This window comes from Granulicella pectinivorans (genome assembly GCF_900114625.1).
GTDB lineage: Bacteria > Acidobacteriota > Terriglobia > Terriglobales > Acidobacteriaceae > Edaphobacter > Edaphobacter pectinivorans.
Genome location: NZ_FOZL01000001.1, coordinates 621,691 through 640,780, shown reverse-complemented (window position 1 = coordinate 640,780; position 19,090 = coordinate 621,691). Strand labels below are relative to the sequence as shown.

General features: G+C 63.2%; 14 protein-coding genes. 10 read left to right on the top strand and 4 right to left on the bottom strand.

The window, feature by feature from the left end; all coding sequences use genetic code 11:
• Positions 1-64 precede the first annotated feature (64 nt).
• The gene (locus BM400_RS02490) at positions 65-2,470 is read right to left on the bottom strand and encodes a putative bifunctional diguanylate cyclase/phosphodiesterase (RefSeq protein ID WP_089836315.1); all 2,406 of its coding nucleotides are present in this window, start codon (positions 2,468-2,470) and stop codon (positions 65-67) included.
• A 271-nt stretch (positions 2,471-2,741) separates the two neighbouring features.
• The gene (locus BM400_RS02485; protein WP_089836313.1) at positions 2,742-5,036 is read right to left on the bottom strand and encodes a Tex family protein; all 2,295 of its coding nucleotides are present in this window, start codon (positions 5,034-5,036) and stop codon (positions 2,742-2,744) included.
• A gap of 93 nt (positions 5,037-5,129) precedes the next feature.
• Between BM400_RS02485 and BM400_RS02480 the strand changes: the two genes are divergently transcribed.
• On the top strand, positions 5,130-6,182 hold the full coding sequence (locus BM400_RS02480) for a zinc-dependent alcohol dehydrogenase (protein WP_089836311.1): 1,053 nt from the start codon (positions 5,130-5,132) through the stop codon (positions 6,180-6,182).
• Positions 6,179-6,964, top strand: a complete 786-nt coding sequence (locus BM400_RS02475) for an SDR family NAD(P)-dependent oxidoreductase (protein WP_089836309.1) — start codon at positions 6,179-6,181, stop codon at positions 6,962-6,964. Before BM400_RS02480 ends, BM400_RS02475 begins: the two co-directional genes overlap by 4 nt.
• Before the next feature lie 102 nt (positions 6,965-7,066).
• On the opposite strand, the gene BM400_RS02470 is transcribed toward BM400_RS02475, so the two are convergent.
• A complete protein-coding gene (locus BM400_RS02470; protein WP_089836307.1) occupies positions 7,067-8,320 on the bottom strand; it encodes an MFS transporter in 1,254 nt (417 codons plus the stop codon).
• A gap of 54 nt (positions 8,321-8,374) precedes the next feature.
• Here BM400_RS02470 and BM400_RS02465 point away from each other — a divergent pair, with 54 nt between their 5' ends.
• The 5 genes from BM400_RS02465 (at position 8,375) to BM400_RS02445 (ending at position 15,180) form a co-directional block, all read left to right on the top strand.
• Entirely contained in the window at positions 8,375-9,922 is a 1,548-nt protein-coding gene (locus BM400_RS02465) for a M28 family peptidase (protein WP_089836305.1), read from the top strand.
• Positions 9,923-9,968: 46 nt separating this feature from the next.
• Positions 9,969-11,513 carry an amidase family protein gene (locus tag BM400_RS02460; protein WP_245781640.1) on the top strand — a complete coding sequence of 515 codons (1,545 nt, stop codon included), beginning with the start codon at positions 9,969-9,971 and terminating at the stop codon, positions 11,511-11,513.
• Between the two features lie 11 nt (positions 11,514-11,524).
• Positions 11,525-12,634 (top strand): alpha/beta fold hydrolase, encoded by a 1,110-nt coding sequence (locus BM400_RS02455; protein ID WP_089841404.1) that lies wholly within the window; start codon positions 11,525-11,527, stop codon positions 12,632-12,634.
• A gap of 135 nt (positions 12,635-12,769) precedes the next feature.
• Complete coding sequence (locus BM400_RS02450) at positions 12,770-13,567, top strand: c-type cytochrome (RefSeq protein ID WP_175528826.1); 798 nt, start codon at positions 12,770-12,772, stop codon at positions 13,565-13,567.
• A complete protein-coding gene (locus BM400_RS02445; protein WP_089836299.1) occupies positions 13,564-15,180 on the top strand; it encodes an outer membrane protein assembly factor BamB family protein in 1,617 nt (538 codons plus the stop codon). Before BM400_RS02450 ends, BM400_RS02445 begins: the two co-directional genes overlap by 4 nt.
• 13 nt (positions 15,181-15,193) lie before the next feature.
• On the opposite strand, the gene BM400_RS02440 is transcribed toward BM400_RS02445, so the two are convergent.
• Positions 15,194-16,879, bottom strand: a complete 1,686-nt coding sequence (locus tag BM400_RS02440; protein ID WP_089836297.1) for an alkaline phosphatase family protein — start codon at positions 16,877-16,879, stop codon at positions 15,194-15,196.
• A 124-nt stretch (positions 16,880-17,003) separates the two neighbouring features.
• Here BM400_RS02440 and BM400_RS02435 point away from each other — a divergent pair, with 124 nt between their 5' ends.
• Genes BM400_RS02435 through BM400_RS02425 form a run of 3 tightly spaced genes read left to right on the top strand, consistent with a single transcriptional unit; the run spans position 17,004 to position 19,065 of the window.
• Positions 17,004-17,318, top strand: coding sequence for a hypothetical protein (locus tag BM400_RS02435; protein WP_089836294.1), 315 nt, complete (start codon positions 17,004-17,006; stop codon positions 17,316-17,318).
• A gap of 53 nt (positions 17,319-17,371) precedes the next feature.
• Positions 17,372-18,253: a diacylglycerol/lipid kinase family protein gene (locus BM400_RS02430; protein ID WP_089836292.1), complete on the top strand. Its 882-nt coding sequence runs from the start codon at positions 17,372-17,374 to the stop codon at positions 18,251-18,253.
• Positions 18,250-19,065: a metallophosphoesterase family protein gene (locus BM400_RS02425; protein ID WP_089836290.1), complete on the top strand. Its 816-nt coding sequence runs from the start codon at positions 18,250-18,252 to the stop codon at positions 19,063-19,065. Before BM400_RS02430 ends, BM400_RS02425 begins: the two co-directional genes overlap by 4 nt.
• Positions 19,066-19,090 lie beyond the last annotated feature (25 nt).

The window sequence follows — 19,090 nt, the reverse complement described above, 5'->3', positions numbered from 1 at the left end:
TCACCAAGGTGGATACGCTAGGCAACGGAACGACGTTTCGTCGCCTAGCGTCTTAGCCCGTGTCTTAGCCGAACAGCGGTACTGCTTCGGTGGCGGGGATAGGCCTGCTGAAGAGGAAGCCCTGGAAGAGGTCGCACCCCATCTCGCACAGCGTGGAGAACTGATCCTCGGTCTCGACGCCTTCGGCGATGACGCTGAGGCCAAGGGCATGTGCCATGGAGATGACCGTGATGACGATGGGGCGGGTGCCGTTGGCATCCATCATGCGGGAGACGAAGGAGCGGTCGATCTTCAGGGTGGATACGGGGAGCTGGTGCAGACGATCGAGCGAAGAGAAACCGGTGCCGAAGTCGTCGATGGAGAACTGAATCCCGAGGCCCGAGAGCTTCTCCATATTCTCGAGTGCGACGATCGGGTGCAGCATGACGCTGGACTCGGTGACCTCGAGGTGCAGGAGGGCGGGGTCGAGCTCGAGCTCTTCGAGTGTGACCTGGACGTCGGTCGAGAGGCTCGGTTGCGCGATCTGGTGAGGTGAGACGTTGACGGCGATGGGGACCACGCGGTGCCCGGCGAGTTGCCAGCTCCGGATCTGGCGGCAGGCCTGTTGGATGACCCAGTTACCAAGGGGCAGGATAATGCCGCTTGTTTCGGCGACGGGGATGAAGAGCGTAGGAGTGACCATTCTGCCGTCGCCGTCGCGGAGGCGCAGCAGGGCTTCCATGGATTGAAGGCGCCGCTCGCGGTCGAGGATGGGCTGGTAGAAGAGCTCGAAGCCATCGGAGAGAAGGGCATGGCGCATAAGCAGCTCGAGACGGTTGCTCTCCTGCTGCTTGAGGCTGAGGGTGCGGGAGAGGCGCGCCGGGCTCTGGCCACCGGGCTTCTGCGCGAGGGTGTGTGCGCGGATGGCGTCGCGCCAGAGGGCTGCCATGTCGTCGCAGTCCTCGGGATAAACGGCGAGCCCGATGGTGACGGAGACATCAAGGCGGTAGCCTTCGACGGTGAGGAGGCCTTCGAAGAGGCTTTGCACCTGCTGGGCGCGACGGTTTGCCTCCTCATCGCTGGAGAGCGCCGCGAGGCCGATGGTGAACTGGTCCCCGCCTGTGCGGCCGATGGCATCGAGCGGGTGGGTGATGCTGCGGAGCAGCCTGGCGACTTCCTGGAGAACGGCATCCCCGACGGCGTAGCCGTAGATCTCGTTGATGCGTTCGGAACGTTCGACCTGGAGGACGAGGACGGCGCAGGCGGTCTTCTCCCTTTGCGCCTGATCGAAGATGGCTGCGAGAAGAGAGAGCAGCTTGCGCCGGTTCGGCAGCGAGGTGAGGGCGTCGTACTCCATGTGGTACACAAGCTGCTCGTTGATGGCGTCGAGTTCGGTGAGGTCGACGCCGATGGCCATGCGGGCGTCGCATCCGCGAAAACGGACGTCGTAGGCGGTGACGCTGACGGGGAAGGTGGAGCCGTTCCGGTGGAGGTGGAGGGTACGGCGGTTCTCCACCGGTTTCGCGCTGGCGATATAGCTCTCGGCCGTGGGGTGCCGGTCGGGAGGCAGCATGTCGGGGAGCTTTTTGGTCAACAACTCCGGGATGGTGTACCCGTGCTTCTGTGCGGCCACTTCATTGACGCTGAGGAACTGCAGGGTGTGACGGTCGTAGATCCAGATGGAGTTGGGATTGGCGTTGAAGAGAGTTTCGTATTCGTGGGCAAGTTCCTGCGCGGCCTGGGTGTCGTCCTCGAAGGCGATCATGGTCATGCCGATGGCGACGAAGAACTCGGGGAGGTGCAGGATGGAGGGAAACCAGGCGTCGGCGGCACCCATGTTATGGAGTGCGATGCTGAACGCGGCGGTACCTGCCCAGAGAACGAATCCGATGACGCTCGTTACCACGCCTGGCCGCGACATGGAGTAGGTGGTCGCGAAGAGGATGGCGTTGATGAGGAAGATCTCTGCCGGGATGCTGGCGATCATCAACTCAGGACGGTGCAGAAGGAGCGAACCGAGCATCCACGCCGTACACAGGAGAATGAGCACCACGAGGCTGTTGAACTTCGTCTTCTCACGACCGAGATAGCGTCGGCCGAGTTCGATGGCAACGCCGTTGCCGATGGGAACGGAGAGGTACAGCAGCCACAGGCCGAGCGGAAAGAAGAAGACGACGATCACGGTGCCGAGGCCGAACAGAATGCCCACGGCGACAACGTTCAGCATGCGCCGGCGCTGCACGAGCACGGCCGGCTCAGAGAGGATGAAGCAGAGGCCGGCCAGAATTTCGAACGAGGCGATGTTTGCCTGACGCAGCAGGAGGCCCAGGCCGGCGGCTGGGTGCCACAACAGGCTGAAGAAGTGGACCATGACCAGCGACCACCCGATCACCCACAGGTGGAATCGGCGGTCAATCCGCCTCTGGTTCAAGGACCAGAGGAAGAAAACCAAAAGAACTGCCATCACGACGATGAGCAAATCGTCTTGCATCCGTGAAGCCTCCGATGGGCTTCGTAAGGGGTGACATTACAAGAATTTTGATCTCAACAAAAAAGTGCAGCCCCACTTCGATGCTTTTGGGCAATATCTCACAAAACGGGACTTGGAGATACAGCGGATTGTTTCCTTAGAAAAATCTGCGTTTTCTCACTGCAAAAATGCGAGCGACGGCCGATCACATCTTTGCACCGGTTTTTTTGCACGGTGGATGGAGCAGCCTCCCCCTCCGGGTACGCTGCTCCGCATGCGGGCCCGATTCGGCCTAGCGCACCTTCCAGCGGTTGGAGAGAGCGGCTAGTTTGTCTTCCATGGTCTGCGGCGGGGCCGGTTTGGGTGCGGCCTGCTGGGGCCGGGGCTTGTTCTGCGGGGGGCGCGGACCGGTGGGCGTGGGGGCTCCGGAGGGAACCATCAGGGCCTTCATGGAGAGGGCGATGCGCTTGGAGACGAGGTCGGCGGTGAGGACCTTGACCTTGACGATCTGGCCCGCCTTGACGGCCTCGTTGGGGTCTTTGATGTAGCGGTTGGAGAGCTCGGAGATGTGGACGAGGCCGTCCTGGTGGACGCCGATGTCGACGAACGCGCCGAACTTGGTGACGTTGGTGACGACGCCTTCGAGCACCATGCCGGGCTGCACGTCGCCGATCTCGCGGACGCCCTCGTGGAAGCTGGGGGCAACGAACTTGTCGCGGGGGTCGCGGCCTGGCTTGCGGAGCTCTTCGAGGATGTCGTTGAGGGTAAAGGTTCCGGCGGAGAGTTTTTTGCGGTCGACGCCGTCGAGGAGGTGCGGGTTGGCGATGAGGTCGGGGATCTTCGCGCCGATGGTTGCGGCGATCTGCTCGACGACGGCGTAGCTTTCCGGGTGGACGGCGGTGGAATCGAGCGGCTGGTCGCCGCCGCGGATGCGGAGGAAGCCGGCGGCCTGCTCGAAGGTCTTTGCGCCGACTCCGGTCACCTTCTTGAGCTGGGCGCGGGAGGTGAAGCGGCCGTTCTGGTTGCGGAACTCGACGATGTTGAGCGCCATGCGCTCGGTGATGCCGGAGACGTAGCGGAGGAGCGTCCAGGAGGACGTGTTGAGATCGACGCCGACCTTGTTGACGCAGCTTTCGATGGTGGCTTCAAGGGATTGCTGGAGCTGGCGCTGGTCGACGTCGTGCTGGTACTGGCCGACGCCGATGGATTTGGGGTCGACCTTGACGAGCTCGGACAAGGGGTCCTGGAGGCGGCGGGCGATGGAGATGGCTCCACGGACGGTGAGATCGAGGTCGGGGAACTCCTGGCGGGCTACGTCGGATGCGGAGTAGACGCTGGCGCCGGACTCCGACACCATGACCTTGAAGATGTCGGTGAGTTTTTCTTCGGCGAGGAAGTCGCGGACGAAGGCGTCGGTTTCGCGGGAGGCGGTGCCGTTGCCGATGGCGATGGCCCGGACCGGGTGCTGGCGCATGAGCTGCTTGAGGGTCTGGTTGGCCTTGGCGGTCTGGCCGGTATGAGGGTAGATGACGTCGTGGGCGAGGAACTTGCCGGTCTCGTCGACGACGGCGACCTTGCATCCGGTGCGCAGGCCGGGATCGAGGCCGAGGACGGCGATGGGTCCGGCGGGCGGGGCGAGGAGGAGGTTGTTGAGGTTGTCGCGGAAGACCTGGATGGCGTCGAGATCGGAGCGCTTCTTGAGTTCGAGGCGGAGCTCGCTCTGGATGGAGGACGAGAGGAGGCGGTTCCAGGAGTCGTCGATGGCAAGTTCGAGCTGCGGGGTCCAGTCGCCGGGGGCGGCGAGGACGTGCTTGCGAATGATGCCGGTGGCGCGCTCGGGCTCCATCTCGATGAGGAAGTAGAGGACGGATTCGGCCTCGCCGCGGCGGATGGCGAGCATGCGATGCGAGGGGATGGCTTTTACCGGCTCGCGGTAGTCGTAGTACATCTTGAACTTTTCCTGGGGATCCTGTGCGTCCATCGCCTTGCGGGCCACGATGACGCCTTCGTCGTGCAGGAGGGTGCGCAGGGCCTTGCGGACGTCGGCGTGGTCCGCGATGCGCTCGGCGACGATGTGGCGAGCGCCTTCGAGAGCCTCGTTGATGGAGGCGACCTGCTTTTCTTCGCTGACGAAGGTGGCGGCGTAGTCGAGGAGGGGCTGTTCGGTGGCCTGCTGGGACCAGAGGTAGTCGGCGAGGGGCTCGAGGCCGCGCTCGCGGGCGATGGTGGCCTTGGTGCGGCGCTTGGGGCGGTAGGGCAGGTAGAGGTCTTCGAGCTCGCCCTTGTCGAAGGTGGCCTCGATGCGCTTGCGGAGGTCGTCGGTGAGCTTGCCCTGCTCGCCGATGGAGGCGAGGATGGTCTCGCGGCGGCTGACGAGGTCGCGGAAGTAGCCGAGTTTTTCTTCGATGTCGCGGATCTTGATCTCGTCGAGGGCTCCGGTCGCCTCCTTGCGGTAGCGGGCGATGAACGGCACGGTGCCGCCCTCGTCGAGCAGGGCGATGGTTGCCGAGAGGGAGCTCAGGGGGACATCGAGCAGCTTTGCAATGTGCAGGAGAATTTCGGGGGAAAGGGGCTTTGCTTCGGTCATGTTCGTCTTCCATCGTAGCGGGTGGGGCAGAGGAAAAGCGGCAGGACGGCGAAGGGCGACTGGTATCGGGGGGATCGTATAAAGTGGAAGACCATGAAAGCGCTGCTGCTCTCCTCCTATATGAATCTTGAGATGGCCGACGTTCCCACGCCGGCGATTGGGTCCGATGAAGTGCTGATTCGCGTGGAAGCGTGCGGGATCTGCGGGTCGGACGTGCATGGTTTCGACGGGGCTTCCGGGCGGCGCATTCCGCCGATCGTGATGGGGCATGAGGCCGCGGGGACGATTGCGGCGGTCGGCTCCGACGTGACGTTTTGGAAGGCTGGCGACCGGGTTACGTTCGATTCGACCGTGTACTGCGGGCATTGCGCGTACTGCCTGAAGGGGCAGGTGAACCTGTGCGACAACCGCCAGGTGGTGGGGGTTTCGTGCGTGGACTACAGGCGGCACGGGGCGTTCGCGGAGTTTGTCTCGGTGCCGGAGAGGATTCTGTACCGGCTGCCGGAGGAGCTGCCGTTTGAAGAGGCGGCGATGATCGAGGCGGTATCGGTCGCGCTGCATGCGGTGCGGGTTTCGGAGTTCAAGGCGGGTGAGACGGCGCTGGTGCTTGGTGCGGGAATGATCGGCACGCTCGTGGTGCAATCCCTGCGGGTGGCGGGGGCTTCGCAGATCTTTGTGGCGGACCCCGATGCGAGCCGTCTGGAAGGCGCGGTGCGGTCGGGGGCTACGACGACGATTCATCTTGCGGAGGGAAAGCCGGATGCTCCAGCGGTGGTGATGGAGAAGGTTCCCGGCGGGATCGACCATGTCTTTGAGGCGGTGGGGATTGGCGCGACCGTGAAGGCGGCGGTGCAGGCCACGCGCAAGGGCGGGACGATTACGCTGGTGGGGAATATTGCTTCGATGGTGGAGCTTCCGCTGCAGCTTGTGGTGACGCGGGAGATCCGGCTGCAGGGCACGGCTGCCTCGGCGGGAGAGTATCCGCGGGCGATCGAGCTGCTGGCGTCGAAGCAGATCGATGTGACGCCGCTGATCTCGGATGTGCAGCCGCTCTCAAAGGGGGCGGAGGCGTTTGACCGGCTGTATAAGAAGGAGCCGAACCTCATCAAGATCGTCCTGACTCCGGACGCGGTGGAGACGGCATGATCTTCGACCTGACGGGTAAGGTGGCGCTGGTTACGGGGACAAGCCGCGGATTGGGGCAGTACTTCGCGCGGGCGTTGGCTTCTGCCGGGGCGGATTTGATTTTGACGAGCCGGGACAAGGCTACGCTTGAGCCGTTTGAGGCGGAGATCAGGGCGCTGGGGCGGCGGACGGTTTCGGTGTCGCTCGATGTGACGAATGAAGCTTCGATCAAGTCCGCGGTAGCGGAGGCGGAAGAGGCCTTCGGGAAGATCGATATCCTGGTCAACAACGCTGGGATGAATATCCGCAAACCGGCGCTCGATGTGACGTGGGACGACTGGAACCGGATTCTTGACACGAACCTGCGCGGGAGTTTCTTTGTGGCGCAGGCGGTGGCGAAGGGGATGATCGAGCGCGGGTATGGGCGGATCATCAACATCGGCTCCGTGACGGCGGTGGCTGGTTACGCGGGACTTGGGCCGTATGGTGCCAGCCGCGGCGGCATCCGGCAATTGACCATGAGCCTTGCCGACGACTGGGGCAAGGATGGTGTGACGGTGAACTGTCTGGCCCCGGGCTGGTTCAAGACGGCGCAGAACAAGATCATGTACGAGAACCAGGAGTGGGTGGAGTATCTGTGCGACCGTATTCCGCTGAAGCGTCCAGGCAGGCCGGACGATCTCGATGGGCCCGTCGTCTTCCTCGCATCGGAGGAGAGCCGCTACGTGACCGGGCAGACGCTTCTGGTGGATGGAGGCATCTCCGGCGGGGCCACGCGTGCTCTGCCCAGCCCGAAGGCATGATCGCCCGGCTATGCCTCCTCCTGCGATGGGGCGGGCGGGCCCGAGACGCTGATTCTGGCGGTGATGGACGCTGGGTTGGAAACCTATAACGTCAGGATTCCATTAAGCCATCGCTAGCTCCATCCGTTCGATCCGGCCCAGCAGGAAGATGTAGCTGCCGATGCCGCAGAGCAGAACGATGGAGGCGAGGAGGAAGGCGCCGGCGAAGGAATGTGTCCATCCGCTGATGTAGCCGGTGATGATGGGAGCGGTGATGCCGGCGATCTGGTTGGCGAGGTTCATCAGCGAGCCGACGCGTCCCGTGGCTCCGGGGGGCGCGAGCAGCGAGGGCAGCGTCCAGACGACCGGGGAGGCGGCGGCGAGGCCGCTGATCGCGATGGTGAGGCAGAGGAGCACGATACGGGGCTCGTGCAGGAACGCCGGCGCGAGGACGAAGAGCCCGCAGGAAGTTCCGCCGATGAGGACGGAGCGGCGCACCGTGTCGGGATCGACGCCGCGCTTGATGAGGCGGTCGACAAGCATGCCTCCGATGCCGAAGCCTGCCGCTGCGGCGACGAGCCAGGGGACGGCCGACCACAGAACTGCGTTGTGGGCGGTCATCTTGAGGCCGCGCTGGAGATAAAACGGAAGCCAGGTGAGCAGAAGGTAGAAACAGTAGTTGTAGGCTCCGGAGCCGAGAGCTGCGCCCCAGACCTTGGGTTGGCGGAGAAGGCTGGCGAAGTCGACCTTTTCTGCAGGCAGGGCTTCGAGCTCCGCGGCCTGAAGGGATTCGGTGGGGTTGGGGTCGCGGTAGACCCAGGCAAAGAGGCCGGCGTAGGCGAGGCTGAGGATGGCTGTCGTGGCGAAGTTGGCGCGCAGGCCGTAGCGGAGCAGGATGAGGCCCAGGATGGGTGTTCCGAGGCCGATGGAGAGCTTGGCGGCGGCGTCGAAGGTCGCGGTGGGAACGCCGCGTTCCTGCGACGGAAACCACAGGCCGACGGCCTTCGCGTTGGCCGGGAAGGTGGGGGCTTCGCCGATGCCGAGCAGGAAACGGGCGGCGAAGAGCAGCACGATGGTGGGGGCGACGGTGGCGAGACCCGAGGCGAGTGCCCAGAGCAGGATCGCGACGATCATGACGCGGCGGACGCCGAAGCGGTCGAGCAGGGAGCCGCAGGGGATCTGCATGGCCGCGTAGGTCCAACTGTAGGAGCTGAGAAGCCAGCCGAAGGTGACGTCGGAGATGCCGAAGGTGTGTTCGAGCGCATCGTGCGCGACCGAGAGATTGACGCGGTCGAAGTAGTTGACCAGGACGCCTACGCCGAGGACGACCGCGATACCGATACGTTTGCCGGATGTCTTTTCCAGGAGGGACGCCATGAGTGACCGATTCTATCCGCTTCCGAGGACGCCCGGCGCTACACTAGCGAAACGATGCGTCCATTCTCTGTTTCAGGCTTTGTTCCAGCCATTCTGCTGGCAGCTTCGGTGCTGTCCGCGCAGCAGCATCCCACGCCGGAGACCGCCGCATGGTGGGCCCAGACGACGGCGCTCTCGAACGACCGGATGGAGGGTCGCGATACGGGCTCCGAGGCCTACGACCGCGCCGCGCGGTATGTCGCGGACAAATTCGCCGCTGCCGGACTGAAGCCGGCGGGAGAGAATGGCACGTTCTTCCAGAGCGTTCCGATGCGCGAGATCGCGCTCGATCCGGACGGTTCTTCGATCGCCATCCTGCACCTGCAGGGGCCGGACACAACGCTCCACTTCACGAGCGAGGTGACGATGGTGCCGCGCGGGAGTATGCGGCTACCCGTTGCTCCGCTGGTCTTTACGGGGTATGGGCTACCGCTCGATGGATTCGACCTCAAGGACAAGATCGCCGTCTTCTTCAACAACATTCCGGCAGGGCTTCCGGCGGCAGAGAGGGCGACGTTTGCGGCACGGCGGATGCGGGCTCTGGCGGAGTCGGGGGCGGTTGCGATTCTTTCGATCGACAACCCGACCGGGCTCGAGCCGTTTCACTGGCCCGCCGCGTATGCGAAATCGGTAACGCTCGCGACCACGGCTGTCGTTCCTAGCCAGACTCCTCCGGTGATTCGGGTGAACTCGGCGAACCTGGAAGACCTCTTTCCCGAAGACCCCCATGCATGGGAGATTTTGCCTGCGGGCATCAAGGGTGCTCCGCTTCCGAAGCTGCTGCCGGGCACGGAGGCGCGGATCAGGCTGTCGACGTATGCGAAGGAGATTGCTTCGCCGAATATCCTGGCGATTCTGCCCGGGTCCGATCCTGCGCTTGCGCCTGAGTATGTGGCGCTATCGGCGCATCTGGACGGCTACGGCTATGGCACAGCCGTGCTGGGAGACTCGGTGTACAACGGCACGCTGGACGATGCTGCCTATGTCGCGCTGCTGCTGGAGATGGCCAGGGACCTGAAGGCTCATCCCCCGGCGCGTTCGATCCTGTTCTGCATTTTTACGGGCGAGGAGAAGGGGCTGCTGGGCTCGGCGTGGTTTACGGCGCATCCCACGGTACCGGTGCGGCAGATCGTCGCGGACCTGAACCTCGACCAGCTTCGGCCGATCTTTCCGCTGAAAATTCTGACGATGGAGGGGATCGACGACTCGACGATTGGAGCCACCGCGCGGGGGATTGCCGCGTCCATGGGGATCGAGCTGCGAGCGGATCGCGAGCCGGAGCGTAACCTGTACCGGCGCGCAGATAACTACAACTTCTCCCGGGTGGGGGTGCCGATCGGGAGTTTCATCTTCGGCTACAACCCCGGTTCCGCGGAGGAGTTTATCTATCGCGACTGGTACACGCGCCGCTATCACAAGCCGCAGGACGACCTGAATACGCCCATCAACTGGGCTGCGGCCGCGAAGTTCAATCGGTTCTACCAGCAGCTTGCGGTGGCGCTGGCCAATGCTCCGGCGCGTCCGGCATGGCTGGCTTCCAGCCCCAACGCTCCGAAACCGTGATATACCAGAGGGCATCCCCGGTTCTCAGGAGCGTCCTTTGCACGGCTTGGCTTCCCCACGGATTCGTATCTGCCTGATGCTGGGCTTTCTGCTTGCAACGCGACTTCCCGCCCAGGGAAAGCCGCGTTTCGAGGTGACCGAGACAACGATCGCCGAGACCCAGAGGGCCATCCGCGAGGGTCGGACGACGTGTCATCAGTTGGTTGAGGCGTATCGCAAGCGCATTCAGGCGTACGACCAGACGACGCACCTGAACACTGTTGTGTTACTGAACCCTACGGCGCTGGTGGATGCGGACAAGCTGGACCGCGAGTTTGCGCGGACGCACAGGCTTCGTCCTCTGCAGGGGATTGCGGTGGTGGTGAAGGATAACTACGACACGGCTGGGCTCCAGACTACGGCGGGGTCGCTTGCGTTGCGGGGCTTTGTTCCCAGCACGGATGCGTTCATGGTGAAGCGTCTGCGGGAGGCCGGCGCGATCGTGCTGTTCAAGAGCAATATGGCGGAGTGGGCATTCAGCCCGGTGCTGACCGAGAGCTCGATCGCGGGCATTACGCGCAACCCGTACGACCTGACGCGCGTTCCGGCGGGATCGAGCGGAGGGACGGCCGCCTCGGTAGCGGCGAGCCTTGCCGAGGTGGGCCTCGGAACCGATACGGGCGACTCGATCCGTGGTCCTGCATCGCATAACGATCTGGTTGGCATGCGACCTACGCTTGGGCTTACCAGCCGAGACGGGATCGTGCCGCTTTCGATCACGGCCGATGTGGGTGGGCCGCTGGGGCGCACCGTGGCCGATGTCGCCGTTGTGCTGGGTGTCGTCGCCGGGTACGATCCGGCCGATCCGATCACGCGTGGGATCGAGGGTAAGCCGGCGATCGACTATACGAAGTCGCTCGATCCGCATGGCTTGAAAGGGGCGAGGATCGGGGTGTTTCGGCGGTATGTCGATGCGCCGACTGGCGACCCGGAGATCAAGGCGCTGACCGAGAGGGCGATCGCCGATCTGAAGGCGCAGGGCGCGGAGATCGTCGACCCGTTCGATATTCCTAACTTCGAGGAAGTCACGGCGAAGATCGGCTGCGGCAACTTTCAAGCGGACTTGAACGCATATCTCGCGCGGCATGCCCCGAACGCGCAGTACCACAGCGCGCAGGAGATCTACGACTCGGGCCTCTATCTTCCGTCGGTCGAGGCCCGCTTCAAACGTGGGCTGGAGGCGCATCCGGGCCAGCCGAATCCGTGTCCCGACACCTGGCACGATGTGAAGAAGATCGCATTTCGCAAGGCCATGACGGACGCCATGGATGCGAACCATCTGGATGCCATTGTTTATCCGACGTGGAGCAATCCCCCGCGCAAGGTCGGCGACCTGAAGAGTTCGGGCGGCGATAACAACCAGGTACTCTCGCCCATGTCAGGCTTCCCTGCCATCACGGTGCCGATGGGCTTCACGCACGGGACGCTGCCCGCGGGACTCACCTTGCTTGGCCGCGCCTATACGGAGCCCATGCTGATCCGTTATGCCTATGCGTATGAGCAGGCCACCCATCATCGCCAACCCCCGGTTGCTTTTCCGCCTTTGCGTTAGGAGTGATTTCGATGAAGCTGATCCGTACCGCGCTCGTTGCTCTTGTTGCGCTTTCCGTCGTCTCCGCTGTGCGTGCTGAAGATCCTGAGCGGCACGAGTTCGTCATTCATCACTTCAAGACCGAGCATGGTGTCGTACTGCCCGAGGCACACATCGTCTTCGGGACGTATGGCACGCTGAATGCCGCGGGCGACAATGCGATTCTTCTTCCCTCGCACTATATGGCCGACCTGCACGGGTATGAGTGGCTGATCAAGTCGGACAAGGCTCCGCATCAGGCGCTCGATACGAAGAAACTCTTTCTTGTGACGACCGAGCTCTTCGGCAACGGACGGTCGTCGTCGCCTTCGAATACGCCGGAACCGTTCCATGGTCCGCGCTTTCCCGTGATGACGATTCGCGATAACGTGAACGCCGTGCATCAGCTTCTGGTGGAGCAGCTTCATGTGACGCATCTGCGTGCGATCATTGGCTTCTCGATGGGGGCGCAGCAGGCATTTCAATGGGCGGTCAGCTATCCCACGTTTGCCGATCGTATCGTCGCGACCTCGGGTACTGCGAAGACCTACGGCCACGGAATCGTGCGGCTCGATGGGCAGATTACTGCACTGACGGCGGATGCAACCTTCAACGGTGGCGACTACACGGCACCTCCCGCCAAGGGGCTTGAGGCGTTTGGCGTCGTGTGGGCCGGATGGCTCTACTCCCAGGAGTGGTGGCGCAAGGAGCTGTGGCGCACCAACACGCCCAAGGGCACGACCTTTGAGCAGGTCGTCGAGCGCTTTCACAAACGCTTTATCCCCGGTGCGGATGCGAACGACCTGATCCTCCAGATGCGTACCTGGCAGTCGAACGACGTGGGCATGACGCCGGGCTTCGGGGGCGATACGGAGAAGGCGCTGGCCTCGATCCAGGTGCCGTTTCTCTACATGCCCTCGGCGACGGATCTTTACTTCCCGTTGGAAGACGCGCGGTACGAGAGCGGCTTCATGAAGACGGGCACGCTGCTTCCCATTCCGTCGCTCTGGGGGCATACTGCGGGTGCGGGCAGCAATCCTGCCGACCGCGCCTTCCTGAACGATGCGATCGGCCGCTTCCTTGCCGGACAAGCGGTGAAGTAAGGAGTGCGTATGCCGTTTGCGTGAGCAGGGAGGGACTCATCTTTTCGTGTGCGCGTAGGGCTCTCGCCTTATCGAAAATCGGCGATGGGTGAGAGGCTTTCGAGAGAGCGTTCGACGACAAGGAACGAGGACGAAGTGGCCACACGAAGATCACGAGCTGGTGCGCTGCTTCTTCTTTTCAGCGGCGTTCTCTCCCTGCACGCCCAGACGAAGACCGACGCGGCTGCTGGCGCGCAGACCTTCTCGCGGAACTGTGCGGGCTGCCATGGGGCCGATGGCCGTGGGGGCGAGCGCGCACCGAACATCGCGACCAATCGCCTTATTTCGGATCGCAGCGCCGAGGACCTTGAGGCAGTCGTGCAGAACGGTGTCGCGGGCAAGGGGATGCCGGGCTTTGGTTATCTTGGGGCGCAGGGCGTGAGCGATGTTGTGGCTTACCTGCGCGTGTTGCAAGGCAAGGATATCGTCCTCAAGACCACCGGCGATCCCGCGGCGGGCAAGGCTCTCTTCTTCGGCAAGGCCGCGTGTGCGCGGTGCCACATGGTCAAAGGTGCCGGAGGCTTTCTCGGTCCGGACCTGAGCGCTTATGCGAGCGGCATTACCAACGAAGAGATTCGCCTCGACATCATGGAGCCGGACCGCCGGCTTCAGCCCATGTATACCGTGGCCGAGCTGATTCTCCCGAACGGGACGAGCCTCTCCGGCGCCGTGCGTGCCGAGGACAACTTCACCATCACGATCCAGACCAACGAGGGTGCCTTTCGTACGTTTGCGAAGGCGAGTCTCAGGAGCGTGCGGCATACCGGTCATTCGGTGATGCCGAACGACTATGCGACGCGCCTCTCCAGCGAAGACTTCGAAGATCTCATCAGCTACCTCGTCGTCACTGCGAGCGATGCGCCGCCCAGGCCTGCACGCCGGAGGAGACCATGATCCGCTTTCTGCTTGTACTCTTTGCCGCGTCGGCGCTGCATGCTCAGGGCGTGGTGGACGTCAGGACGTCCGACCTGACCAGGACCGTGGTGGGGGCCGACTGGCTCTCGTACAACGGCGACTATACGGGACGTCGCTACTCCAGTCTCACGCAGGTGACGCCGAAGAACGCGCATCAGCTTCGTCCGGAGTGGATCTTTCACTCGAACAACGCGGGGATCCTGCAGGTAACGCCTGTGGTGGTTGCGGGCGTGATGTTCGTGACGGGTTCGAACGATGCGTATGCGCTCGATGCAATGACGGGAAAGACACTGTGGCATCATGCGCGGCCTGTCTCCACCGGGTTGATCGACGATGCATCGGGGCACATCAATCGCGGTGTCGCGGTGCTGGGTACGAGGCTCTACATGGAGACCGACAATGCGCATCTGCTTTGTCTCGATGCGCGTTCCGGCAACCAGATCTGGGATGTCGCTTACGCGCAGGACAACCGCAACTACGGGGCGACGAGCGCGCCGTTGATTGTGAAGGACAAGGTGCTGGTGGGCACCTCGGGCGGGGACGACGGCGTGCGGGGCTTCGTCGCTGCGTTCGATGCGGAGACAGGGAAAGAGGCGTGGCGTTTCTGGACGGTTCCCTCCCCCGGTGAGCCCGGCTCCGAGACGTGGCCCGCGGGTGACGTTTACAAGCATGGCGGCGGCACGACGTGGATGCCCGGCACATACGATCCGGCGCTTAATACGATCTTCTGGGGCACGGGGAATCCGTCGCCGGACTTCGATGGCTCAGTGCGTGAGGGGGACAATCTCTACACGGCATCGTTGATCGCGCTCGATCCCGATACAGGCGAGCTGCGGTGGCACTTCCAGTTCACGCCGCATGACGTGAACGACTATGATGCGACCGAGACGCCGGTGCTCATCGATACGGTGTACGAGGGCAAACCGCGGAAGCTGATCGTGCAGGCAAATCGTAACGGTTTTCTTTACATACTCGATCGCACGGACGGGACGTATCTTGCATCGAAGCAGTTCGCGGTGCAACAGAACTGGGCCAGTGGGATCGACCCGCATGGACGGCCGATCCGTACGGACCTGCAGCCGAGCAAAGAGGGCACGCGAATGTGCCCGAGCTATGCGGGCGGTACCAACTGGTACTCGCCGACGTACAGCGAACGCACGCACCTTTTTTACTTCATCGCGTTCGATGAGTGCTCCGTGGTGAAGGCGAAGACGGAGGCGTTTGAAGAGGGCAAGGCGTACTACTCAACCGGCGCGTCGAGCCCGCCGGGAGAGCGCGGCAAGAAGATCCTGATGGCGTACGACCCCATCAGGAATGCATTTGCCTGGACCAGCCCGCAGACCGGGCCGGGGCGATCCTCAGCAGGGGTGATGAGCACGGCTTCCGGGCTGGTTGCCTTCGGGGATGATGCGGAGGAGTTCGAGGTCGTGGATGGACTGACCGGCGCGCCGCTCTATCACTTCAACACCGGTCAGCCTCTGCATTCTTCGCCCATAAGCTATGCGGTGGAGGGAAGGCAGTACTTCGCGATTGCCGCGGGCAATGACCTCTTTACCTTTGCTCTGCCACCTCTTGAGCCGGTGTGGAAATAGGCTCGACACAGGCCTATTTGCGGATCGCCTCCACCAGGACATGACCGATGCTTGCCGACGGCGCATTGACGCCGAGCAGCGAAGTCACCGTGGGCGCGATATCGACGGGTGCTACCTGGTCGCGATAGATGCCGCTGACAAAGTTGACGCCAAAGAAGCCGAGTGGGACGTGGCGGTCGTAGCTCCAGGGCGAGTAGTGCGTCGTCTGGATGCCGTTGAGATACTCCATCTGGTAGCCGGCGGGGATGAGCATGACGTACCAGTCGCCGTGATCGGTGTAGCTATGGGCGATGCGACGGCCGAACTCGGTGTTGGGTACCTTGCCCGCGGCGAGGTCCACATGCGAGCGAATAAAGACGGCGGCGGGGTCGGGTGCGAGACGCGCGTCGGCGTACTTGCGCGTGCCTTCGGGCGTGGCTGCGTTGTTGGGTGCGGACTTGGGCGCGCCCATGCTCTCGATGATGCCGGGCAGGGCCTCGACGACGGCTGCTTCGGCGTCCTTCTCGCTGACCTTCAGCTTCGCGAAGGGGCGTGGGTCGAGGGCGATGTTAGGCAGCTCCTGCGTGGGCATCAGGTAGGCGGTCTCCTTGCCGGGGGAGAACTTTGTGTTGAGAGATTCGTTGAGCTTCTCGGCAAGCGTATCGAGGTTGATGATGCCGGCCGCGATGCCAAGACGCGCGGCCTCAGCCGGGACGGGCGCGATGCCGTGGTCGGCGGTGAAGGCGACCATCACATTGCCGAGGCCGATCTTCTTGTCGAGATAGGTGAAGAAGGCATCGAGATCCTTGTCGAGGTCAACGACCATCGCCTTCTGCGTGTCGGAGTCGGGGCCCATCTGATGACCGAGGATGTCGTTGGCTGAGAGGCTCACGGTTAAAACGTCGGTGACGGGGTGCTGGCCCAGCTTTTCGCCTTCGATGAGCGCCCGGGCGAAGTCGAGTTCGTAGCGATTGGCGGCAGAGGTGCGGCCAACCAGCGCATAGAACTGCGCGGTATCGTCGACGCCTGCTTCCTTCGCGGCCTGCGCGATGCGTGGGCCTTTGTTGAAGGCGGTCGCCCAGGCAGGGAGCTCCGGCATGTAGAAGCTGGAGGTCACGAAGCGGCCTGTTGCGGTGTCGATCCAGAAGGCTCCGTTGGCGGTCTGGCCCGCAGGGAGGATGGCGGCGCGGTCCTTCAATGAGACACCGTAGAGCTTCGACTCACCGGCGGTAGCGAGACGCACTTCATCGCCGAAGGTGGTGACGCGCAGGTTGAGCGGCGAGGCGCCGATGCGGTTGTCGCGTGGACTGATGGCAGGCGGAGGAGGCACGGGCAGATCGTCGAAGGTGCCAACCATGCGATAGCGTTCATCCTCGACCGATGAGACGACACGATCGGTATTGCGCTTCAGGTCCCACCACTCATTGGAGCCGATGCCGTGTCCGTCGGTATAGGTGCCGGTGCCGATGGTGGCGTGTCCGGGGGCGGTCTTGGTGCTCGCGTAGTCGTAGTAGCAACTCGTGAAGTAGGCGCCCTTCTTCAGGAAGAGGTTGAAGCCGTTGGTGGCCTTCAGGTCGGTGCGATAGCGCTCGAGGTAATCGCCGCGGAACTGGTCGATCACGAGAAGGACCACGAGCTTGGGCTTGGCCTCGTAGGCCTGGGAGTGGGCAGCAGGGGCGAGCAGGGCGAGGGCTAGGGCACTCAACAGGAGTTTGCGCATCCCTCCACGGTAACTCTCCGATGTTGCATTCGCGTTGCAATCTCAGCGATTGTGCGGGATCTTCCTGCATCTCAGGCACTTGGCGCATCCAATGGTGTGTTGCACTTTTTCCTTTGGAGGATGAATGACGTTTCTTAAACGCTCTGCTGCCATGATTGCTCTTGCCGGGATGACACTGATGCCGCTTTCCGGTGTCTCCCAGAGTTATGCCCACCGCCACCGCCGTGCTGTCGCCTCGCAGCGTGCGCGCGACCATCGCCACCATACCGGCGCGAAGATTGTTGTAGGCTCGGCAGTCGGTGGCGCCGTGGTGGGTGGTCTTCTCGGCGGACCCAAAGGTGCGCTCATCGGTGCCGGTGTCGGCGCGGGTGGCGGTGCGATCGCCAACCATGTCCGTGTGAAGAAGGGTGTCCGTGCCCGCGAGCGTCGCGAATACTAAGATGAGTTGTGGGTTCCCGGTTGGTATACGGAACGGACAACGGAGTACGACAGATGCCGGCAGCACTGGTTTTTCTCAATGAGCGCTCCGGAACGGCGCGTGCGCGTGCCGACATCGAGCAGGCCTTTCGCGACGCCGAGGTGGAGTGCCAGGTCAGGATTCTGAATCGGTATATCAACCTGCCGGCCATCATCGACTATGCAGCCTCCTGCGGTACGGCGATCGTTGCCGCAGGAGGCGACGGCACAGTCAACTGCGTGGCTGCCGCGATTGTGGCGAAACACCCGGATGCGGTCTTCGGCGTACTGCCGGTGGGAACACTGAATCACTTCGCCAAGGATATGAAGCTGCCGCTCACGCTCGAAGGTGCGGCCAAGGTGATCGGCGCAGGCGTGACCAGGGCCGTGGATGCGGGCGAGGTGAATGGACGCATCTTCGTGAACAACTCCTCCATTGGCTTCTATCCGGGCATGGTGCTGCAGCGCGAGCGTCTGAAGAAAGTCGGGTGGAACAAGTGGGTGTCGCTACTGGTGGCGAGCTTCCGTCAGTTCCTGCGGTTTCGGCATTTGAAGGTGCGCGTGACGTTGGCCAACGGCGAGAAGCTGATGCGGACGACGCCGTTCGTGTTCGTGGGCAACAACGAGTACACGATGGAGGGCGTAGAGGCGGGCACGCGTGAGCGGCTCAATAGCGGACGTCTTTACGTCTACATGGCTCCGGGAGCGACGCGCCTGTCGCTGCTGCGGCTGACCCTCGCGGCGCTCCGTCACAAGGTAAGGGAGAGCCCGTACTTCGAGGCCCATTGCGTGGAGTCGTTTACGGTGGAGCACGGAAGGCGCAGAGGGCACGTCGCGCTCGATGGCGAGGTAGTGAGGCTGAGCAGCCCGCTGCACTACCGGACGCGACCCGGCGTGCTGCAGGTGCTGGTTCCATGACGCGTCTGGCGCACATCTCGGACGTTCACTTCGGGCGCGAGGATAGCGATCTCGTCGATGGCCTTCTGCTTGCATTGGCGGAAGCGAAGCCGGATGCGATCGTTGTGTCGGGAGACCTGACCCAGAGGGCGCGCAAGGGGCAGTTCCGCAAGGCGCGAGCGTTTCTGGCCGAGTTGCCGAAGGTGCCGACGTTGATCGTGCCGGGGAACCACGATGTGTCGGCGACAAATCTGATCGACCGCATGGCGCGGCCGCTGAAGCGCTACCGGCAATACATCGCGAACGATCTGACGCCCTTTCTGCAGGTGGATGGGCTGGCGATTGCTGGGATCAGTACGGTGCGTCGTCTCGAGCGCAAGGATGGCCGCATCAACCGCCGGCAGGTTGCGCTGGCGTGCGGGCAACTGGGGGAGACGCAGGAGAATACGGTCCGGGTTGTCGTCACCCATCATCCCATCGACCTGCCCCTTCAGGACCGGGAGAACGCCACGATCGCGCGCGCGAAGATGGCCATCAAGGCCTTCTCAGACTGCCACGTGGACCTGTTCCTCTCGGGTCATCTGCATGCAGGACAAGCGATGGTAACCAGTACGCGTGAGGCAGGAGTACCGTATGCGGCTGTGGTGGCGCATGCCGGCACGGCGGTCTCGACGCGAACGCGGATCGAGCCCAATGGCTGGAACCTGATCGATCTTGACGGACGGCAGCGGATGACCGTGCAGCAGATGCGCTGGAGCGTGGAGGCTGGGCGCTTTGTCCATGGACCACATGCCGGTTTTGCGCGCGGGGATCGCGGGTGGATGGCCTCGTAGACGCGGAGTGGGCCAAACGGACGAA

Excerpts from the sequence above, each read along its gene's own strand:
- BM400_RS02435 (WP_089836294.1), top strand. The coding sequence starts at position 17,004 with ATGACGTTTCTTAAACGCTCTGCTGCCATGATTGCTCTTGCCGGGATG.
- BM400_RS02490 (WP_089836315.1), bottom strand. The coding sequence starts at position 2,470 with ATGCAAGACGATTTGCTCATCGTCGTGATGGCAGTTCTTTTGGTTTTC.
- BM400_RS02475 (WP_089836309.1), top strand. The coding sequence starts at position 6,179 with ATGATCTTCGACCTGACGGGTAAGGTGGCGCTGGTTACGGGGACAAGC.
- BM400_RS02465 (WP_089836305.1), top strand. The coding sequence starts at position 8,375 with ATGCGTCCATTCTCTGTTTCAGGCTTTGTTCCAGCCATTCTGCTGGCA.
- BM400_RS02455 (WP_089841404.1), top strand. The coding sequence starts at position 11,525 with ATGAAGCTGATCCGTACCGCGCTCGTTGCTCTTGTTGCGCTTTCCGTC.
- BM400_RS02430 (WP_089836292.1), top strand. The coding sequence starts at position 17,372 with ATGCCGGCAGCACTGGTTTTTCTCAATGAGCGCTCCGGAACGGCGCGT.
- BM400_RS02445 (WP_089836299.1), top strand. The coding sequence starts at position 13,564 with ATGATCCGCTTTCTGCTTGTACTCTTTGCCGCGTCGGCGCTGCATGCT.
- BM400_RS02470 (WP_089836307.1), bottom strand. The coding sequence starts at position 8,320 with ATGGCGTCCCTCCTGGAAAAGACATCCGGCAAACGTATCGGTATCGCG.
- BM400_RS02480 (WP_089836311.1), top strand. The coding sequence starts at position 5,130 with ATGAAAGCGCTGCTGCTCTCCTCCTATATGAATCTTGAGATGGCCGAC.
- BM400_RS02440 (WP_089836297.1), bottom strand. The coding sequence starts at position 16,879 with ATGCGCAAACTCCTGTTGAGTGCCCTAGCCCTCGCCCTGCTCGCCCCT.
- BM400_RS02485 (WP_089836313.1), bottom strand. The coding sequence starts at position 5,036 with ATGACCGAAGCAAAGCCCCTTTCCCCCGAAATTCTCCTGCACATTGCA.
- BM400_RS02425 (WP_089836290.1), top strand. The coding sequence starts at position 18,250 with ATGACGCGTCTGGCGCACATCTCGGACGTTCACTTCGGGCGCGAGGAT.